16 protein-coding genes are annotated in these 14,269 nt (G+C 62.8%); 4 read left to right on the top strand and 12 right to left on the bottom strand.

Annotated features, from left to right (window positions below):
* The first annotated feature begins 48 nt into the window (after window positions 1-48).
* Window positions 49-924: a tRNA 2-thiocytidine(32) synthetase TtcA gene (gene ttcA, locus NYQ83_RS08620; RefSeq protein ID WP_261214115.1), complete on the top strand. Its 876-nt coding sequence runs from the start codon at window positions 49-51 to the stop codon at window positions 922-924.
* Window positions 925-981: 57 nt separating this feature from the next.
* On the opposite strand, the gene NYQ83_RS08615 is transcribed toward ttcA, so the two are convergent.
* The 5 genes from NYQ83_RS08615 to NYQ83_RS08595 form a co-directional block, all read right to left on the bottom strand.
* A complete protein-coding gene (locus NYQ83_RS08615; RefSeq protein ID WP_261214113.1) occupies window positions 982-2,217 on the bottom strand; it encodes a multidrug effflux MFS transporter in 1,236 nt (411 codons plus the stop codon).
* A gap of 312 nt (window positions 2,218-2,529) precedes the next feature.
* Window positions 2,530-2,859 (bottom strand): Grx4 family monothiol glutaredoxin, encoded by a 330-nt coding sequence (gene grxD, locus NYQ83_RS08610; protein ID WP_234628322.1) that lies wholly within the window; start codon window positions 2,857-2,859, stop codon window positions 2,530-2,532.
* Window positions 2,860-2,906: 47 nt separating this feature from the next.
* Window positions 2,907-3,140 (bottom strand): BolA family protein, encoded by a 234-nt coding sequence (locus tag NYQ83_RS08605; protein ID WP_092816322.1) that lies wholly within the window; start codon window positions 3,138-3,140, stop codon window positions 2,907-2,909.
* A 107-nt stretch (window positions 3,141-3,247) separates the two neighbouring features.
* Entirely contained in the window at window positions 3,248-5,479 is a 2,232-nt protein-coding gene (gene purL / locus NYQ83_RS08600) for a phosphoribosylformylglycinamidine synthase subunit PurL (protein ID WP_261214111.1), read from the bottom strand.
* Between the two features lie 134 nt (window positions 5,480-5,613).
* Complete coding sequence (locus NYQ83_RS08595) at window positions 5,614-7,020, bottom strand: PLP-dependent aminotransferase family protein (protein ID WP_261214109.1); 1,407 nt, start codon at window positions 7,018-7,020, stop codon at window positions 5,614-5,616.
* A gap of 82 nt (window positions 7,021-7,102) precedes the next feature.
* Between NYQ83_RS08595 and NYQ83_RS08590 the strand changes: the two genes are divergently transcribed.
* On the top strand, window positions 7,103-7,330 hold the full coding sequence (locus NYQ83_RS08590; RefSeq protein ID WP_314733300.1) for a DUF1127 domain-containing protein: 228 nt from the start codon (window positions 7,103-7,105) through the stop codon (window positions 7,328-7,330).
* 115 nt (window positions 7,331-7,445) lie between these two features.
* Here the strand turns inward: NYQ83_RS08590 and NYQ83_RS08585 are convergent, their stop codons facing one another.
* The 6 genes from NYQ83_RS08585 to purC form a co-directional block, all read right to left on the bottom strand.
* Entirely contained in the window at window positions 7,446-7,886 is a 441-nt protein-coding gene (locus tag NYQ83_RS08585; RefSeq protein ID WP_261214107.1) for a hypothetical protein, read from the bottom strand.
* Window positions 7,883-8,566, bottom strand: a complete 684-nt coding sequence (gene purQ / locus NYQ83_RS08580) for a phosphoribosylformylglycinamidine synthase subunit PurQ (protein ID WP_261214106.1) — start codon at window positions 8,564-8,566, stop codon at window positions 7,883-7,885. Before purQ ends, NYQ83_RS08585 begins: the two co-directional genes overlap by 4 nt.
* A 16-nt stretch (window positions 8,567-8,582) precedes the next feature.
* Window positions 8,583-9,323: a DUF4336 domain-containing protein gene (locus NYQ83_RS08575; protein ID WP_261214104.1), complete on the bottom strand. Its 741-nt coding sequence runs from the start codon at window positions 9,321-9,323 to the stop codon at window positions 8,583-8,585.
* Between the two features lie 339 nt (window positions 9,324-9,662).
* Window positions 9,663-9,830 carry a hypothetical protein gene (locus tag NYQ83_RS08570; protein ID WP_261214103.1) on the bottom strand — a complete coding sequence of 56 codons (168 nt, stop codon included), beginning with the start codon at window positions 9,828-9,830 and terminating at the stop codon, window positions 9,663-9,665.
* A 215-nt stretch (window positions 9,831-10,045) separates the two neighbouring features.
* On the bottom strand, window positions 10,046-10,279 hold the full coding sequence (purS, locus tag NYQ83_RS08565) for a phosphoribosylformylglycinamidine synthase subunit PurS (protein ID WP_261214102.1): 234 nt from the start codon (window positions 10,277-10,279) through the stop codon (window positions 10,046-10,048).
* Window positions 10,280-10,435: 156 nt separating this feature from the next.
* Complete coding sequence (gene purC, locus NYQ83_RS08560) at window positions 10,436-11,200, bottom strand: phosphoribosylaminoimidazolesuccinocarboxamide synthase (protein WP_128291678.1); 765 nt, start codon at window positions 11,198-11,200, stop codon at window positions 10,436-10,438.
* A 200-nt stretch (window positions 11,201-11,400) separates the two neighbouring features.
* Here purC and NYQ83_RS08555 point away from each other — a divergent pair, with 200 nt between their 5' ends.
* Together NYQ83_RS08555 and NYQ83_RS08550 are read left to right on the top strand one after the other, a co-directional pair.
* Window positions 11,401-11,724, top strand: a complete 324-nt coding sequence (locus NYQ83_RS08555; RefSeq protein WP_261214100.1) for a DUF1476 domain-containing protein — start codon at window positions 11,401-11,403, stop codon at window positions 11,722-11,724.
* A gap of 23 nt (window positions 11,725-11,747) precedes the next feature.
* A complete protein-coding gene (locus NYQ83_RS08550) occupies window positions 11,748-12,515 on the top strand; it encodes an HpcH/HpaI aldolase family protein (protein WP_261215142.1) in 768 nt (255 codons plus the stop codon).
* Window positions 12,516-12,616: 101 nt separating this feature from the next.
* Here NYQ83_RS08550 and NYQ83_RS08545 read toward each other — a convergent pair whose 3' ends face one another.
* Window positions 12,617-14,221 carry an inorganic phosphate transporter gene (locus NYQ83_RS08545; protein ID WP_261214098.1) on the bottom strand — a complete coding sequence of 535 codons (1,605 nt, stop codon included), beginning with the start codon at window positions 14,219-14,221 and terminating at the stop codon, window positions 12,617-12,619.
* Window positions 14,222-14,269 lie beyond the last annotated feature (48 nt).

Raw genomic sequence — 14,269 nt, 5'->3', positions numbered from 1 at the left:
TGTATCCATGGGCTTGAGCGAGGGGTCGGCTTCGGTGAAGGTGCGGCGATGACCGAAGTTCTGGACGATGTCGACGACGTGCTGGACGGGGCTGTGCCTCAGCCCGAGCCCGAGGAAGCTGCGGAAGCGACACATCCGCTATTCCGCAATGCGCCGGGCAGCGTCGTCTTCAAGAAGCTGCGCAAAAGGCTCCTGCGCGAAGTGCGCGAGACGCTCTCGACCTACGGCATGGTCGAAGAGGGAGCCCGGTGGCTCGTCTGCGTGTCCGGCGGTAAGGATTCGCACGGGCTTCTTGCCGTGCTTCTCGACCTCAAATGGCGCGGGCTTTTGCCGGTTGATCTGCTCGCCTGCAATCTCGATCAGGCCCAGCCGTGCTTCCCGGCCGAGATCCTGCCCGACTATTTCAAGCGACACGGCATTTCCTACAGGATCGAGCGGCGCGACACCTATTCGGTGGTGACGGAAAAGATCGCGCCGGGGCAGACGATGTGCGCGCTGTGCTCACGCCTCAGACGCGGTCATCTTTACCGGGTCGCGCGCGAGGAAGGCTGTCAGGCCGTCGTTCTCGGCCATCACCGGGAAGACGCGCTCGAGACCTTCGTCATGAACATGCTGAACGGCGGCCGGCTTTCCTCGATGCCACCGAAGCTCAAGAACGACGCGGGCGATCTCCTGGTGCTGCGGCCGCTCATTCGCTCGGCCGAAGCGGATCTGGAGCGTTTCGCTGCGGGCCTCGAAGCCCCGATCATCCCGTGCAATCTCTGCGGATCGCAGGACGGGCTGGAGCGCCAGCGGGTGAAAGACATCCTGGCAGAATGGGAGCGCGAGCGGCCCGGCACCAAGGCCAACATGCTGCGAGCGCTCGCGCATCTGCGTCCCTCGCATCTGCACGATCCGACCCGCTTCGATTTCGCCGCTTTGTAGGTGAGGGGCGCTTCTTGCGCTCAGGCCATGGCGCGCCCGGTTCTGCGCGCTTTTTCGTTACGAATAGCGCTGGCGAAACAGAACGCCGTGTTCGGCGACGAGCACGGTCGCGATCGCCAAACCAGAAAGAATGGTGAGACCGAAGGCGAAGGGCGTGACACTGCCATTGTAAAGGTAGCCCACGAACGCCCCGAAAAAGCCGCCGCCGAAGGTCTGCATGAAGCCGAGCACGGAGGAGGCCGTTCCGGCGACATGGCCGAGCGGCTCCATGGCGAGTGCGTTGAAATTGGTGCCGACGAAGCCGAAGAAAAAGAAGGCCGCGCTGATCAACGGAAAAAACAGCCAGAATGGCATCGGGCCAGCATAAATGACCGACAGGATGGCCGTGACGAAGCTCAAGACGCAGAAGCTGATCAGCGCCGTGTGAGCGAGGCGGCGCATGCCGAAACGGCCGACAAGGCGGGAATTGGCGAAAGAGGCGCCCGCGATCAGGACGGCGCTGCCGGAGAAAGCCACGGGAAACCAGGGGCCTAGGCCAAAGACCTCGACAAAGATCTGTTGCGACGAATTGAGGTACGAGAACAGGCCCCCGAAGGCGAGAGCGGTTGCAAAGGCGTAGCCGAAAGCCTGCCGGTTGGTCAGCACGATGCGGAAGGCCTCGATGACCTTGCGTCCGTTGAGAGGGCGGCGGTTCTCGTCGGCAAGCGTTTCGGGCAGGCGCATTCCAGACCACAACAGGACGATGGCGCCGAAGATTGCCGTGAAGAACAAGATCCAGTGCCAGCTTGCGACGAAGAGCACGAGCTGGCCAAGGGTCGGGGCAAAGATCGGCACCGCCATGAAGACCATCATGACCAGCGACATGAGGCTCGCCATCTGCCGTCCGCCGAAGGTGTCGCGCACCACGGAGATTGCGACGACGCGGGTTGCGGCTGCGCCCATTCCCTGCACCGTCCGGCAGGCGAGCAGAATGCCGAAATCGGGCGCGAGCGCCGAGGCCGTGCCCCCGACGACATAAATCACGAGGCCCGCGAGCAGGATCGGGCGGCGGCCGAAGCGGTCGGCCAGTGGACCGAAGACGAGCTGGGCGATGCCAAAGCCCACCACGAAGGCCGTGACGACGAATTGCCGGGAGTTCTGATCCGCGATCGAAAAGCTGCCTGCGATGTTGTCGAGGGCCGGCAGAATGATGTCGATCGCCATGGCATTGAGCGCCATCATCGAGGCGGCGAGAGCGACGAACTCGACATAGGGAATTGTCAGCCGGGAGGCGGCAGGCGTGGAGGATGGCATTGAAACGGTCTCCCCGGGCAGGACGCAGTCCCGCGCGGAACGAGTGCGGCAGAATTGTTGGGAGACCGGGTTCTAGGGCCGGCGGCGGACCCCTGCAAGGTCACGGGATGAGCCGAATGCCCATTCCCTCCGCCGGGAAGCGGGTCGCCTCACAATGAAAGAGCCGGCTTTCGGCCGGCTCGGTCTTTGCAAATGAGATAATCCGCAGCCCGATCTGGCCTGCGATCGGGAGCCTCGCTTATTCAGCCGCAGCTCCCGTCAGGCATCTCTGAGCGGTGATCGAAGACGCGTGAGTGCGACCTCCGCTCGCCCTTACGCCGCTTTGGCGACGCCTTTTTCTTCCATCAGGTTCTGCAGCTCGCCCGCCTGGAACATCTCGCGGATGATATCGGCACCGCCGACGAACTCGCCCTTCACGTAAAGCTGCGGGATGGTCGGCCAGTTGGTGTAGTCCTTGATCCCCTGGCGCAGATCGTCGGATTCCAGGACATTGATGCCCTGGTAGGCGACGCCGAGATAATCGAGGATCTGAACGGTCTGGCCCGAGAAGCCGCATTGCGGAAAGGTCGGCGTGCCTTTCATGAACAAGACGACATCGTTGGACTTCACCTGGCTATCGATCCATTCGTTGATCGCTGACATGATCGCTGGTCCTCCAGACTGCGGGCGCGGCCGCGCAGTCTCGTCGGTTATTCCGGGATGCTGGTCTGCAGGGCGAGGGCGTGCAATTTGCCACCCATGTCTCCCTTGAGCGCCTCATAGACCATCTGATGCTGCTGCACGCGGCTCTTGCCGCGAAAGCTTTCGGATACAACCTCTGCGGCGAAATGGTCGCCGTCGCCGGCAAGATCCCTGATCGTCACACTCGCATCGGGAAATGCTTCGCGTATCAGACGCTCGATCTCCCCTGCATTCATCGGCATTCTTGGTTGCTCCTCGTGCGTATGCGCCGAATGTGGTCAATCGACCCTGAAACGTCAATCCGGCGACCCTGAAAGGTCAATCTCGCCTTTCGCATGGGGAGGGCCGTTCAGGCCCCCGCCATGTATTTGGGAAACCAGCCTTCGAAGGCTTCGCGAAGCGCGGCGACGGCGGCCGAGCCGGCATTGCGGAACGTCAGCGCATCGCCCGCCACTTTGCCGATCTGAACGGCCGGTACGCCCGCCTTCGCGGCGGCCTGCATAACTGTCTCCGCCTCTTGCGGCTCAAGCGTCACGACATAGCGAGCCTGATCTTCTCCGAAGAGAGCGCGATCGGCACGCCCGGGCGCTTCCTCGATTTCGGCTCCGAGGTTGCCGGCGAGTGCCATTTCGGCAAGCGCCACGGCAAGCCCGCCATCGGAGCAATCGTGCACGGCGGTGACGGTGCCCTCGTGAATGAGACCGCGGACGAAATCGCCGTGCTTCATCTCCCTGGCGAGATCGACACGCGGCGGGGCGCCTTCCTCGCGGCCGAAAATCTCTCGCAGATAGACCGACTGGCCGAGTTCTGAGCCCCAGCTTTCGGCGTCCGCACCGATGAGGAGGATGACATCACCTTCTTGTTTGAACGAGATGGTGGCCGCCTTCTTCCAGTCATCGAGAAGGCCGATGCCGGCGATCGTCGGGGTCGGCAGGATCGCCTGACCGGAGGTCTCGTTGTAGAGCGAGACATTGCCGGAGACGATCGGGAAGGAAAGCGCCTTGCACGCCTCGCCCAGCCCCTGCAGCGCCTTCACGAAGACGCCCATGATCTCCGGCTTTTCCGGATTGCCGAAATTCAGATTGTCGGTGACGGCGAGCGGCGTTGCGCCGACGGCCGTGATGTTGCGCCAGCATTCGGCAACCGCCTGCTTGCCGCCCTCGAAGGGATCGGCTTCGACATAGCGCGGGGTTACGTCGGAGGAGAGGGCGAGCGCCTTGTCGCCCTTCGCGCCGAAGCTCCGGTCGATCCGGACGACGGCGGCGTCGCCGCCCGGCCGCACGACGGTGTTGCCCTGGACGAGGTGGTCGTATTGCTCAAACACCCAGCGTTTTGACGCGAGGTCCGGCGTGCCCATCATCTGGATGAGGGCGAGGCCGAGATCGCCGGGCGCTGGAAGGGAGGCGAGGTCGAGCGGTGCGGCCTTGGCAGGCTCCACCCAGGGACGGTCGTATTCCGGCGCCTCATCGCCCAGATCCTTGATCGGCAGGTCCGCCACTTCCTCGCCATAGCGCGACACCCGGAAGCGGAGATCGTCGGTCGTCTCGCCCACCTCGGCAAAATCGAGGCCCCATTTCTTGAAGACCGCCTCGGCCGCGCCGCGCTTGTCGGGGCGCAGCACCATCAGCATGCGCTCCTGGCTTTCCGACAGCATCATCTCATAGGCCGTCATGGCGCGTTCGCGGGTCGGTACCTTGTCGAGGTCGAGACGGATGCCGAGATCGCCCTTTGCGCCCATTTCGACGGCGGAACAGGTGAGACCGGCGGCGCCCATATCCTGGATGGCAACGACGGCGCCTGTCGTCATCAGTTCCAGGCAGGCTTCCAGAAGACGTTTTTCGGTGAAGGGGTCTCCGACCTGCACCGTCGGGCGCTTCGACTGCGTCTCTTCGCCGAACTCGGCGGAGGCCATCGAGGCGCCGCCGACGCCATCGCGTCCGGTCTTGGCGCCGAGATAGACGACGGGAAGGCCGACGCCTTCCGCCTTGGAATAAAAGATCGCGTCCTTCCGGGCGATGCCGAGGGCGAAGGCGTTGACGAGGCAATTGCCGTTGTAGCGGGGATGGAAATTCACCTCGCCGCCGACCGTCGGCACGCCGAAGGAATTGCCGTAGCCGCCGACACCGGCGACGACGCCCGCCACGACGTGGCGCGTCTTTTCATGGTCCGGCTCGCCGAAGCGCAGCGCATTCATCGCCGCCACGGGCCGTGCGCCCATGGTGAAGACATCGCGCAGGATGCCGCCGACGCCGGTCGCAGCCCCCTGATAGGGCTCGATGTAGGAGGGGTGGTTGTGGCTTTCCATCTTGAAGACGGCCACGAGACCATCGCCGATATCGACGATGCCGGCGTTCTCGCCAGGGCCGCAGACGACCTGCGGTCCGCTCGTCGGCAGCGTCTTCAGCCACTTCTTCGAGCTCTTGTAGGAACAATGCTCGTTCCACATGGCCGAGAAGATGCCGAGCTCGGTGATCGTCGGCGTGCGCCCGATCAGTTCCAGGATCCGCTCGTATTCGTCGGGCTTGAGCCCGTGGGCGGCAATGAGGTCTTCGGTGATCTCGGGCGCGTTCTGTGGATGCATGTCTCTGCCTGATGCTTCTGGCAGCCGTGTCTTAGCGCGTGATGGCCCTCGACACACCCGCTCTTGCGAAAAATCCCCATGCATGGAGGCGCAGCAGGTTTTGGGCGTCGCCGGAAGCGTTCAGAGCGACCGCCTCAATTGTAGCTGTCGTAGGCGGCCGGACCCTGATCCAGAAGGCGGCGGAGCGTGCGGAAGCCCTCGGCCGTGCGGTCGCTATCCTTCACGGTGGTGAAACCGACGCGCACGCCATGGAAGGAGGTGTCGGAGCGGACCGGCTTGTACTCATCTTCCTCGTCGATGCGGATGTTCTCGCCCAGCGCGGCATTCTTGAACGTGCCGGAAAGCCACGGCTCCGGAAGATTGAGCCACAGGAACGGGGACACGTCGTCCAGATAGACGTCGAGGCCGGAGAAAATCTCGCGCGCCAGGCCAACACGCCGTGCGATTTCCGCCTGGGTCTTCGCCATCAACTCGAAAGCCGCGCCGGAGGCGATCAGCCGGGCGACGAGCTCGGCCATCAGGAAAGGTTTGCCGCCGGTCAGCATCTTGTGGGCGATGTTGATGCGATTGGCGAAATGCGGAGGGCAGGCGACGAAGCCGCCGCGCAGGCCGGCCGCGACGGCCTTCGACAGGCTGCTCACATAGAAGACGCGCTCGGGTGCAATCGATGCAATCGGTGGCGGTCCTCCTCGCGACAGGACCCCATAGACCGCGTCTTCGATGATGTAGGTCTGATGGCGATAGGCAATGTCGGCGATCTCCCGTCGGCGCGTTTCGCCCATTACGGCGAGAGTGGGGTTCTGCAAGGCCGGCATGACGAACAGGATTTTCGGGTGCTGCTGTGCGCAGAGGCGCTCGAAATCCTCCGCTATCGGGCCTTCGCGGTCGGCGGCCACCTGCACGGGGCGCCGACCGAGGAGTGCTACGCTGCGCGCGATCGAGGCATAGGTGAGGGGCTCGAAGGCGATGCGATCGCCCGGCGACGTCACCGCGGCGACGATGGTCATGATGGCGGCATGGGCACCGAATGTCGGGACGACGTCTCCCGGAGATGGCTCCCAGTCGTGTCGTGTCAGCCAGCGGGCTCCTGCCTCGGCCCATCGTTGCGGCACGTCCCGAATGTAGTTGGAGACCGCGTTCGGGTATTCCCGGCATATCTCGCCGGTCAGCCGTGCCATCACAGCCGCTGCGCCGTTCTCGGGCGCCGCCGTCGTGTCGAATCTGAGGGCCCCCCCCGGCCCCGGCCGATCGCCGGTGGCATAGGTGATCGTGGGCGGCAGAGGCGCCTGGCGCGCATGCGCGGCCTGCACATAGGTGCCGCGACCGACTTCACCGGACACGAGGCCTCGCTCCCGGGCGAGGGAATAGGCGCGGCTCACCGTACCGATGGTCACGCCGATATCAAAGGCAAGATTGCGCTGTGGCGGCAGCCTCGTGCCGGCGGGGAGCTGACCCGCGTCGATCGCCCGCTCGAGCTGCTCGGCGAGGCGGACATAAAGCGGCCCCTGGCCGGTGGAGAGATCGGGAAGCCAAGTTGTCATGGTGTCAATGTTGTATATTGCACCATTTGGCGGGGTCAATCAAAACATTGCCTGTCGCAAGTCGTGCTGATGGAGACGAACGATGGGTTCAATTGCTACATTTTCCGGTGTCAGGCTTTCCCGCTTTCAGCAGGCGCAGCTGGGCATGCGAATTGCTGTGGCGCGCCTGTCGACACGGCTTGTGCTGATCATGCAGAGGCGGCGCACGAGGCGGGCGCTCCTGTCGCTGACCGACGACCAGTTGAAGGATATCGGCGTCTCAAGAGCCGATGCGTATCACGAGGGGCTTCGCCGTCCCTGGGACCTCTAGGCTTCGCGCTCGCGCCCTGGCAGGTGCGTCGCCGCTCGGCGGGACGCATGCTCCATCTTCAAGGGAAAACTCAGAGTCTTTTGAGGCGCTTCTGCGCTTTGATTGAGACCTTGAATCAGGCTGTGCAGGCGCTGGAGCCAGCGGACCAGCGCGCGATGTCGGCCCGTATCCGCGGAGCCGCCTCGGTGGCGAGGAGCGGACCAAAGAGTTTGACTTCGGCGCCGCGTCCGTCCTCCTGAGCCTGGACGACGAGCCGCGGCAATCCGCCGGGCTCGTTCTTCGGCAGGACGAGAATGCGCGGCTGCCCGGAATAGGAATTGAGTTCCGGCGCGTAGATGTAGGAGGCGAAGGTCGCATCGCCCGCGAACCAGCATTGCCCCATGGCGCGGGCGATGCGCGTCGATGCATCGAGCGGGCGATCGCTGGCCGAATAGCTCAGATAGTCTTTTTGAGCCTGGGTGCAGCCGGCCGCGACGAGTGTCGCGATGACGATGCCGGCAAATCCGCGCAATGGGGAGCGGATTGGCCGAGCCTTGCGGCCGGATGAGCCGCTCAAGCGGCCTTCTCCTGCAGGCCTTCCACAAGCCCCTTGAAAAGGGCGAGCCCGTCGTCGCCGCCATGTGCGGCTTCCACGAGATCTTCCGGGTGGGGCATCATGCCCAGCACGTTGCGGCGTTCATTGGTGATGCCGGCAATGTCGCGCTGCGAGCCGTTGGGATTGGTGCCGTCGGCGTAGCGGAATACGACCCGATCATCGGCTTCGAGCCGATCGAGAGTCTCCGCGTCGGCGAAATAGTTTCCGTCGGCATGGGCCACAGGGCAGCGGATCACCTGGCCGGGACGATAGAGGCTGGTGAAGGGGGTCGCCGTGTTCGTCACCTTGAGCTTGACCTCGCGGCAGACGAATTTGAGCGAGGCGTTGCGCATCAATGCGCCGGGCAGAAGGCCCGCTTCGCACAGGGCCTGAAATCCGTTGCAGACGCCGAGCACCATGACGCCGTCATTGGCGCGCCTGGCCACGTCGCGCATCACCGGAGAATGGGCGGCGATCGCGCCGGAGCGCAGATAATCGCCGAAAGAGAAGCCGCCAGGGAGCACGATCAGGTCGACGCCGGAAGGCAGGCTCGTCTCTCCGTGCCAAACGATGTCGGCATCGCGCCCCGAGACGAGGCGGAGTGCCGCCGCCATGTCGCCTTCGCGGTTGGTGCCGGGAAACTGGATGATGGCGGCTTTCATGCGTGTATCCGATTTGTCAAAGAAGCCAGCGAAAGGCGCGACGAAGCTCCGCCTCTGCGTTCGTTAGATAGCATCGGCCATGGGCGATAAGAACCCGTTCCGGTTTGCGCTCCAGCATTTCTTTCACGGTCTGGCGCAGCTTCTTTTTGTGGCCGAGAAAGGTGAGGCGAACGTCGCGTGGCGTCGAACCGTTCGGATCCAGCACGCCGCCGATCTTCATAAGCGGCGGCATGTGGCGGCAGGTGACGCGGTCGCGCTCGAAGTTCTCGATCATGTCGGTCAGAACGAGCGTTTCTGACGGAACATGGAAGAGCTCGAGCTCCGTCATGAAGCTGCCGATGAGCGGAAACAGCTCGACTTCACCAGCCCATGCCGCCGGGGCTTCCTCGCAGAGTTCCGCATCGAAGCCTGAAAACCGCTCTTTTGCGGCCTCGCGTACGCCGGGGGCGGCATAGGCGATCGCGTTCGGGAAGCGCGCCTTCCACTCGCCGATCCACCAAAAATGCAGACGGTTCGGGGCGACGAGGAAGCGGACCTCTCCGAGTGCCGCGAGGGCCTCGACGAGATCTTCGCTGAGTGGCGTCGGGGAGTGCAGGAGAAGGGCGCCGTCTGCAAGACGGATCACGGTCATGCGGGTCGTGAACGGCAGCGTGCCGACGACGTAGCTCATTGCGATCTCCGGCCCGTCGACGATCCACACATTCTCGGCGATGGGCTTGAGAGCGTTGAGCGGCTCGTAAGGGATGAGACAGGTCATCTGGCGGTTCTCCGAAGGATGAGTCGTCCCTCTCTCAGATCAACTTGGCGGGCATATGACGGTGCGTCTGCCGCGAGAAGCCGCTTCAACCTGCCTGCAGATCGCCTGGGGGAGGAGCTTTCCGGATTTTTTGTTCCGTCGGCCATTCCGGCGGACGGTAACCGCCGACCATCCATTCCAAAACGCGACAGGCGATTGGATTGGGCGGCCTCGCGGTTGCCACGCTTTCGGCTTCCCATTTGCGCACGGTACGTCCGTTTGTGTTGAGGATTGTGCCAAGTTCTGACGCCGAGAGGCCTAATCTCCGCCGAGCCTCTTTGAATTCGCGGGGAGTCCTTATCACTTTATAACGCCAGTCGCCGAGAGTACGACTATCGTGCCGACAATCGTAGCAAATATAAAGATGTTCACTGCAAGAGCAGCCTGAAAGACGTCTGCCTTTGTGACTGCACGCTCTTCGATCTGATCAAGGCGTCTGGCAAGCGCGTCAATTTCGGTTTCGGTCATATTATGTGTCACCGTTCAAGCCGCGATTTGGAGGAGCTTGTTGTCCTCTGATGTGCGCAATATAGACCTGTCGGGCCTCATGACTAAATGCGTCTTTGCGTCTCCGATCGTCTCAGAACACGCTTTCGTTCGGTGGCGACGAAAGCTAGGCGGTTGTTGAGTTTATCTAGGAGGCAGGCGTTTTCGAGGCGCTGCGGTTTCCGCCCGTGCCGCGATTACAGCATTTCGATGCGATAATCTTCGATCACGGTGTTGGCGAGAAGCGTCTCGCACATTTCGCGGATGCGTTCTTCGGAGGCGCCGTCCGGCGCGAGTTCGATGTCGATGACCTTGCCCTGGCGCACCGATTCGACACCGGAGAAACCGAGAGCGCCGAGCGCGCCCTGAATGGCCTGGCCCTGCGGGTCCAACACGCCGTCCTTCAGCGTCACGAAAATGCGGGCTTTCATGCCATCTTCCGCGCCGGTTCGGCCGGGCGGCCCCTCTATGCTGCGGTGCTGCCGACTGCGTCGGCTCCGTCTGAATAAACAAAAACGCGGCGCCGGGGCGAGCCCGCGCGCCGCGCGATCAACATGTCTTTTTGAGGCCCACGGACGGTGCCGAGCCTACTGAACCAGGACAGGGCCCGTGCCGGTGACACGCTCGTTGGAGTTCAACAGGCCGAGCCGGCGCGCAACTTCCTGATAAGCCTCTAGGAGGCCGCCGAGATCGCGGCGGAAGCGGTCCTTGTCGAGCTTCTCGTTGGAGCTCATGTCCCACAGACGGCAGGAATCGGGCGAGATCTCATCGGCGACGACAATGCGCATCATGTCGTTCTCAAAGAGGCGGCCGCATTCCATCTTGAAATCGACGAGGCGGATGCCGACGCCGAGGAAAAGGCCCGACAGGAAGTCGTTCACACGAATCGCGAGCGACATGATGTCGTCCATCTCCTGGGGCGTCGCCCAGCCGAAGGCCGTGATGTGTTCTTCCGACACCATCGGATCGTCGAGTTCATCGTTCTTATAGTAGAATTCGATGATCGAGCGCGGCAGCGGTGTGCCTTCGTCGATGCCGAGCCGCTTCGAAAGCGACCCTGCGGCAACGTTCCGGACAACGACCTCGAGCGGGATGATCTCCACCTCGCGAATCAACTGCTCGCGCATGTTGAGACGCCGAATGAAATGGGTCGGGATGCCCATGTCATTGAGATTGTTGAAGATGTACTCGGAGATGCGGTTGTTCAGAACGCCCTTGCCATCGACGATTTGATGTTTCTTGGCGTTGAACGCGGTCGCGTCATCCTTGAAATGCTGAATGAGCGTTCCCGGCTCCGGCCCCTCGTAGAGGATCTTGGCCTTGCCTTCGTAGATGCGGCGACGACGGTTCATAGGTTTCAGTCTAACGATCATGATGAGGAAAGATGGGCTGGCGAGTGTCGGCTCCGAAGCGGCGATCCGCCATTTGCTGTCGGAACCTAGCCGAAAGCTCGGGGAAGCACAATGTCGTGTTAACGGCGGCGGTTGGCGGCATTGCGGAGCGCATACTCTACCGTTAACAGAGCCGTAGTCGTGGGAGGGAGTGAGCGGCTATGACAACATTCGACGATCGCGAAAACGCTTATGAGAATAAGTTCGCGTATGACGAAGAGCTGAAGTTCAAGTCGATCGCGCGGCGTAACCGTCTTCTTGGCCTGTGGGCTGCTGAAAAGCTCGGAAAAGATGGCGAAGATATGGAGACTTACGCTCGCGAGGTGGTGAGGGCAGATTTCGCCGAACCTGGTGAAGAAGATGTCTTTCGCAAGGTAAAGACCGATCTGGAGGCGGGCGGCGTGTCCTGCTCCGACGAAGAGCTGCGTCAGCTCATGCGCCGTTTCCTGGTGGAAGCGGCCGAGCAGATCGAGGCCGCACGCTGAGCGAGGACAATAACGCCAGGAAGCTGCCGACGCTCGCGGGACGACTGCGGGCGGGCGAGAAACTCGTTTCCGCCTGGTCGGGCCTTCCTGATCCGCTCGTGGCCGAGACGCTCGCAAGGCTCGGCTTCGATGCGGTCACGCTCGATATGCAGCACGGCTTTCATTCGACCGAAAGCGTGCTGAGGGGAATCGCCGGTGCGGCACTCGCCGGCAAGCCTGCGATCGTGCGCATCCCGGTCGGCCGCTTCGACATGGCGAGCCGCGCGCTCGATATGGGCGCTGCGGCGGTGATTGCTCCGATGATCAACGATATCGACGATGCGCGTTCCTTTGCGGCGGCGACGAAGTTTCCTCCGCTCGGCGAACGCTCCTGGGGGCCGCATCGGGCCATGCAGCTTTCGCGGCATGGGGACGTCTCGACGTTCATGCGGACAGCGGATGGCGAGACGCTTTCCTTCGCCATGATCGAAACCCGCAAGGCCTTTGACCGTCTCAACGACATTCTGGACGTCGAGGGGATCGATGGCGTTTTCGTCGGCCCTGCGGATTTTTCCATCGCCTGGAGCGAAGGGGCGAAGGTCGATCCTCGCCTTGAAGAGATGATGCCGGCAATCGAGGCGATCGCAGCGGCTGCGGATCGGAGCGGCAAGCTCGCCGCCATCTATGCGGCAGATCCCGGCCTTGCCGGGCGCTACCGCCAGATGGGGTACCGGCTCGTGGCGACCGCGTCCGATACTGAAAGTCTGGTTTTGGGGGCCACGAGCCTTCTGGAGCGTGCGAAGGCGGAATAAAGCCGCTCGCCTCCGCCACTCCGGCGCCCGCCACTAAAGACTCGCACGGGACATTCGGGCGGCTCCGCTTCGGGGTCGCGCCTGCCTGCGGTCGAGGCGGCCTAAAGAACCTGACGCAGGATGATAAACCCGATCGCAGAGAGGATCGCGGCTGCTGGCAGGGTCACGACCCAGGCAAAGGCGATCGGCCGCATGAGCTTCCAGTTCGTCTGACGGTTGACGAGGCCGATCCCTAAGACCGAACCGATCAGGATATGCGTGCTCGACACCGGCAGACCGAAGATCGAGGCAAGCAGGACGACGGCGGACGCGGACAGCTCGGCGGAGAAGCCCGAAGCCGGATGCATGGTCGTCAGGTTGTGCCCGACCGTCTGAATGACATGTTTGCCGATGAACCAGAGGCCGGCCACGAGCGCGACGCCGAAGGTGATCATGGCAAGCGCGGGCACCGGCACATTCTGCTCGATCGAGCCGCTGCGCAAAACGTCAAGGATCGCGGCGAAGGGACCAATGGCGTTGGCAATGTCGTTGGAACCGTGGCTGAAGGCGAAGCCGGCGGCGGTGAAGACCTGCATCCAACTGAACAAGAGAAAGGTCGCGCGTCCGAGCGGCTCACTTTTCAGGAGCCTGGCGACGACGAAGACGGCCATCCACACGGCGATCCCGGCCATCGCGATGATCAGGAGATCTTCGACGAGGCTGAGGCCGAGATGCAGGTTCTCCAACCCTTTCAGGAGAAGCACAGCAGCGATCACCATGGCGCCGAAAGATGCGATCGGCGGGACGAGCTTTTCGAGCGCGCGGTGGGGCCGGAGCTGTTCGCGCCGCTCCTCGATGCGCTGCAGCTCACGGTAATAATCGGTCTCGAGGTTCTCCGGCCCCAGATCCTTGTCGGCGACCACATTCATGTCGCGCGTCAGAGCGTGGGTGTAGGAGAGCTGCTGGATTTCTGACAAACGTTCGAAGGCTTCCTTGTGCTTCTTGTTGTGCTCGATCTTCGCCTGGCGGATCTGATCGAGCTTGGCGTTCATCGTGTCATTGTAGGAAAGAATGCGCTTCTTGATCTGCCAGAACAGCAGATAGGCGACGGCACCGCCGAGAAGCGGTGAGAGAACCCAGGAGACCACGATCTGGGCGACCTTCGTCCATTGGACGAGAGAGAAGGCAGCCTCGGGCCCGCTCATCAGGATACCGAGCGTGATCGAGCTGCCGACGATCGCGCCCACGATCGAATGCGTGGTCGAAACGGGAAATCCGCGCGTGGTGGCGAAGAGCAGCCAGAGCGCGGCGGCGATCAAGGCCGACATCATGATGAAGACGAAATCCGCAGGGGCGACGTCGAGATTGCCCAGTTCGACAATGCCATCGCGGATGGTGTCGGTGACGGCGCCGCCGGCGATGACCGCGCCGCTGACTTCGAAGATTGCAGCGACGGCAAGCGCCTGGCGGATGGTCAAAGTGCCGGCGCCGACGCTGGTGCCGAACGAATTGGCGACGTCATTGCCGCCAATATTGAAGGCCATGAAAACCCCGAAGAGGGTAGCCGCGACGAGGACGGTGCTGCGATGGCCGTCGGTGTAGCCGTTTGCCCAGAAGAGAAAATACCCGGTTACGCCGACAAGGAGGACGAGAAAGACGATGCTGAGCCAGGAAAGCTCGTCGCGCAATCGTGTCTGCGGCTCGCCTGTATGGATCTCTGTCGCCATTCGATCGCTCTGCCTTTCCGGCGACCGTTTGCGAGGGGAAAATCCTCA

The organism is Afifella sp. JA880, assembly GCF_025379905.1.
GTDB classification, from domain to species: Bacteria; Pseudomonadota; Alphaproteobacteria; order Rhizobiales; family Afifellaceae; genus Afifella; species Afifella aestuarii.
The sequence above is the reverse complement of the archived record's forward strand: the minus strand, read 5'-3'. Positions and strand labels throughout refer to the sequence as shown.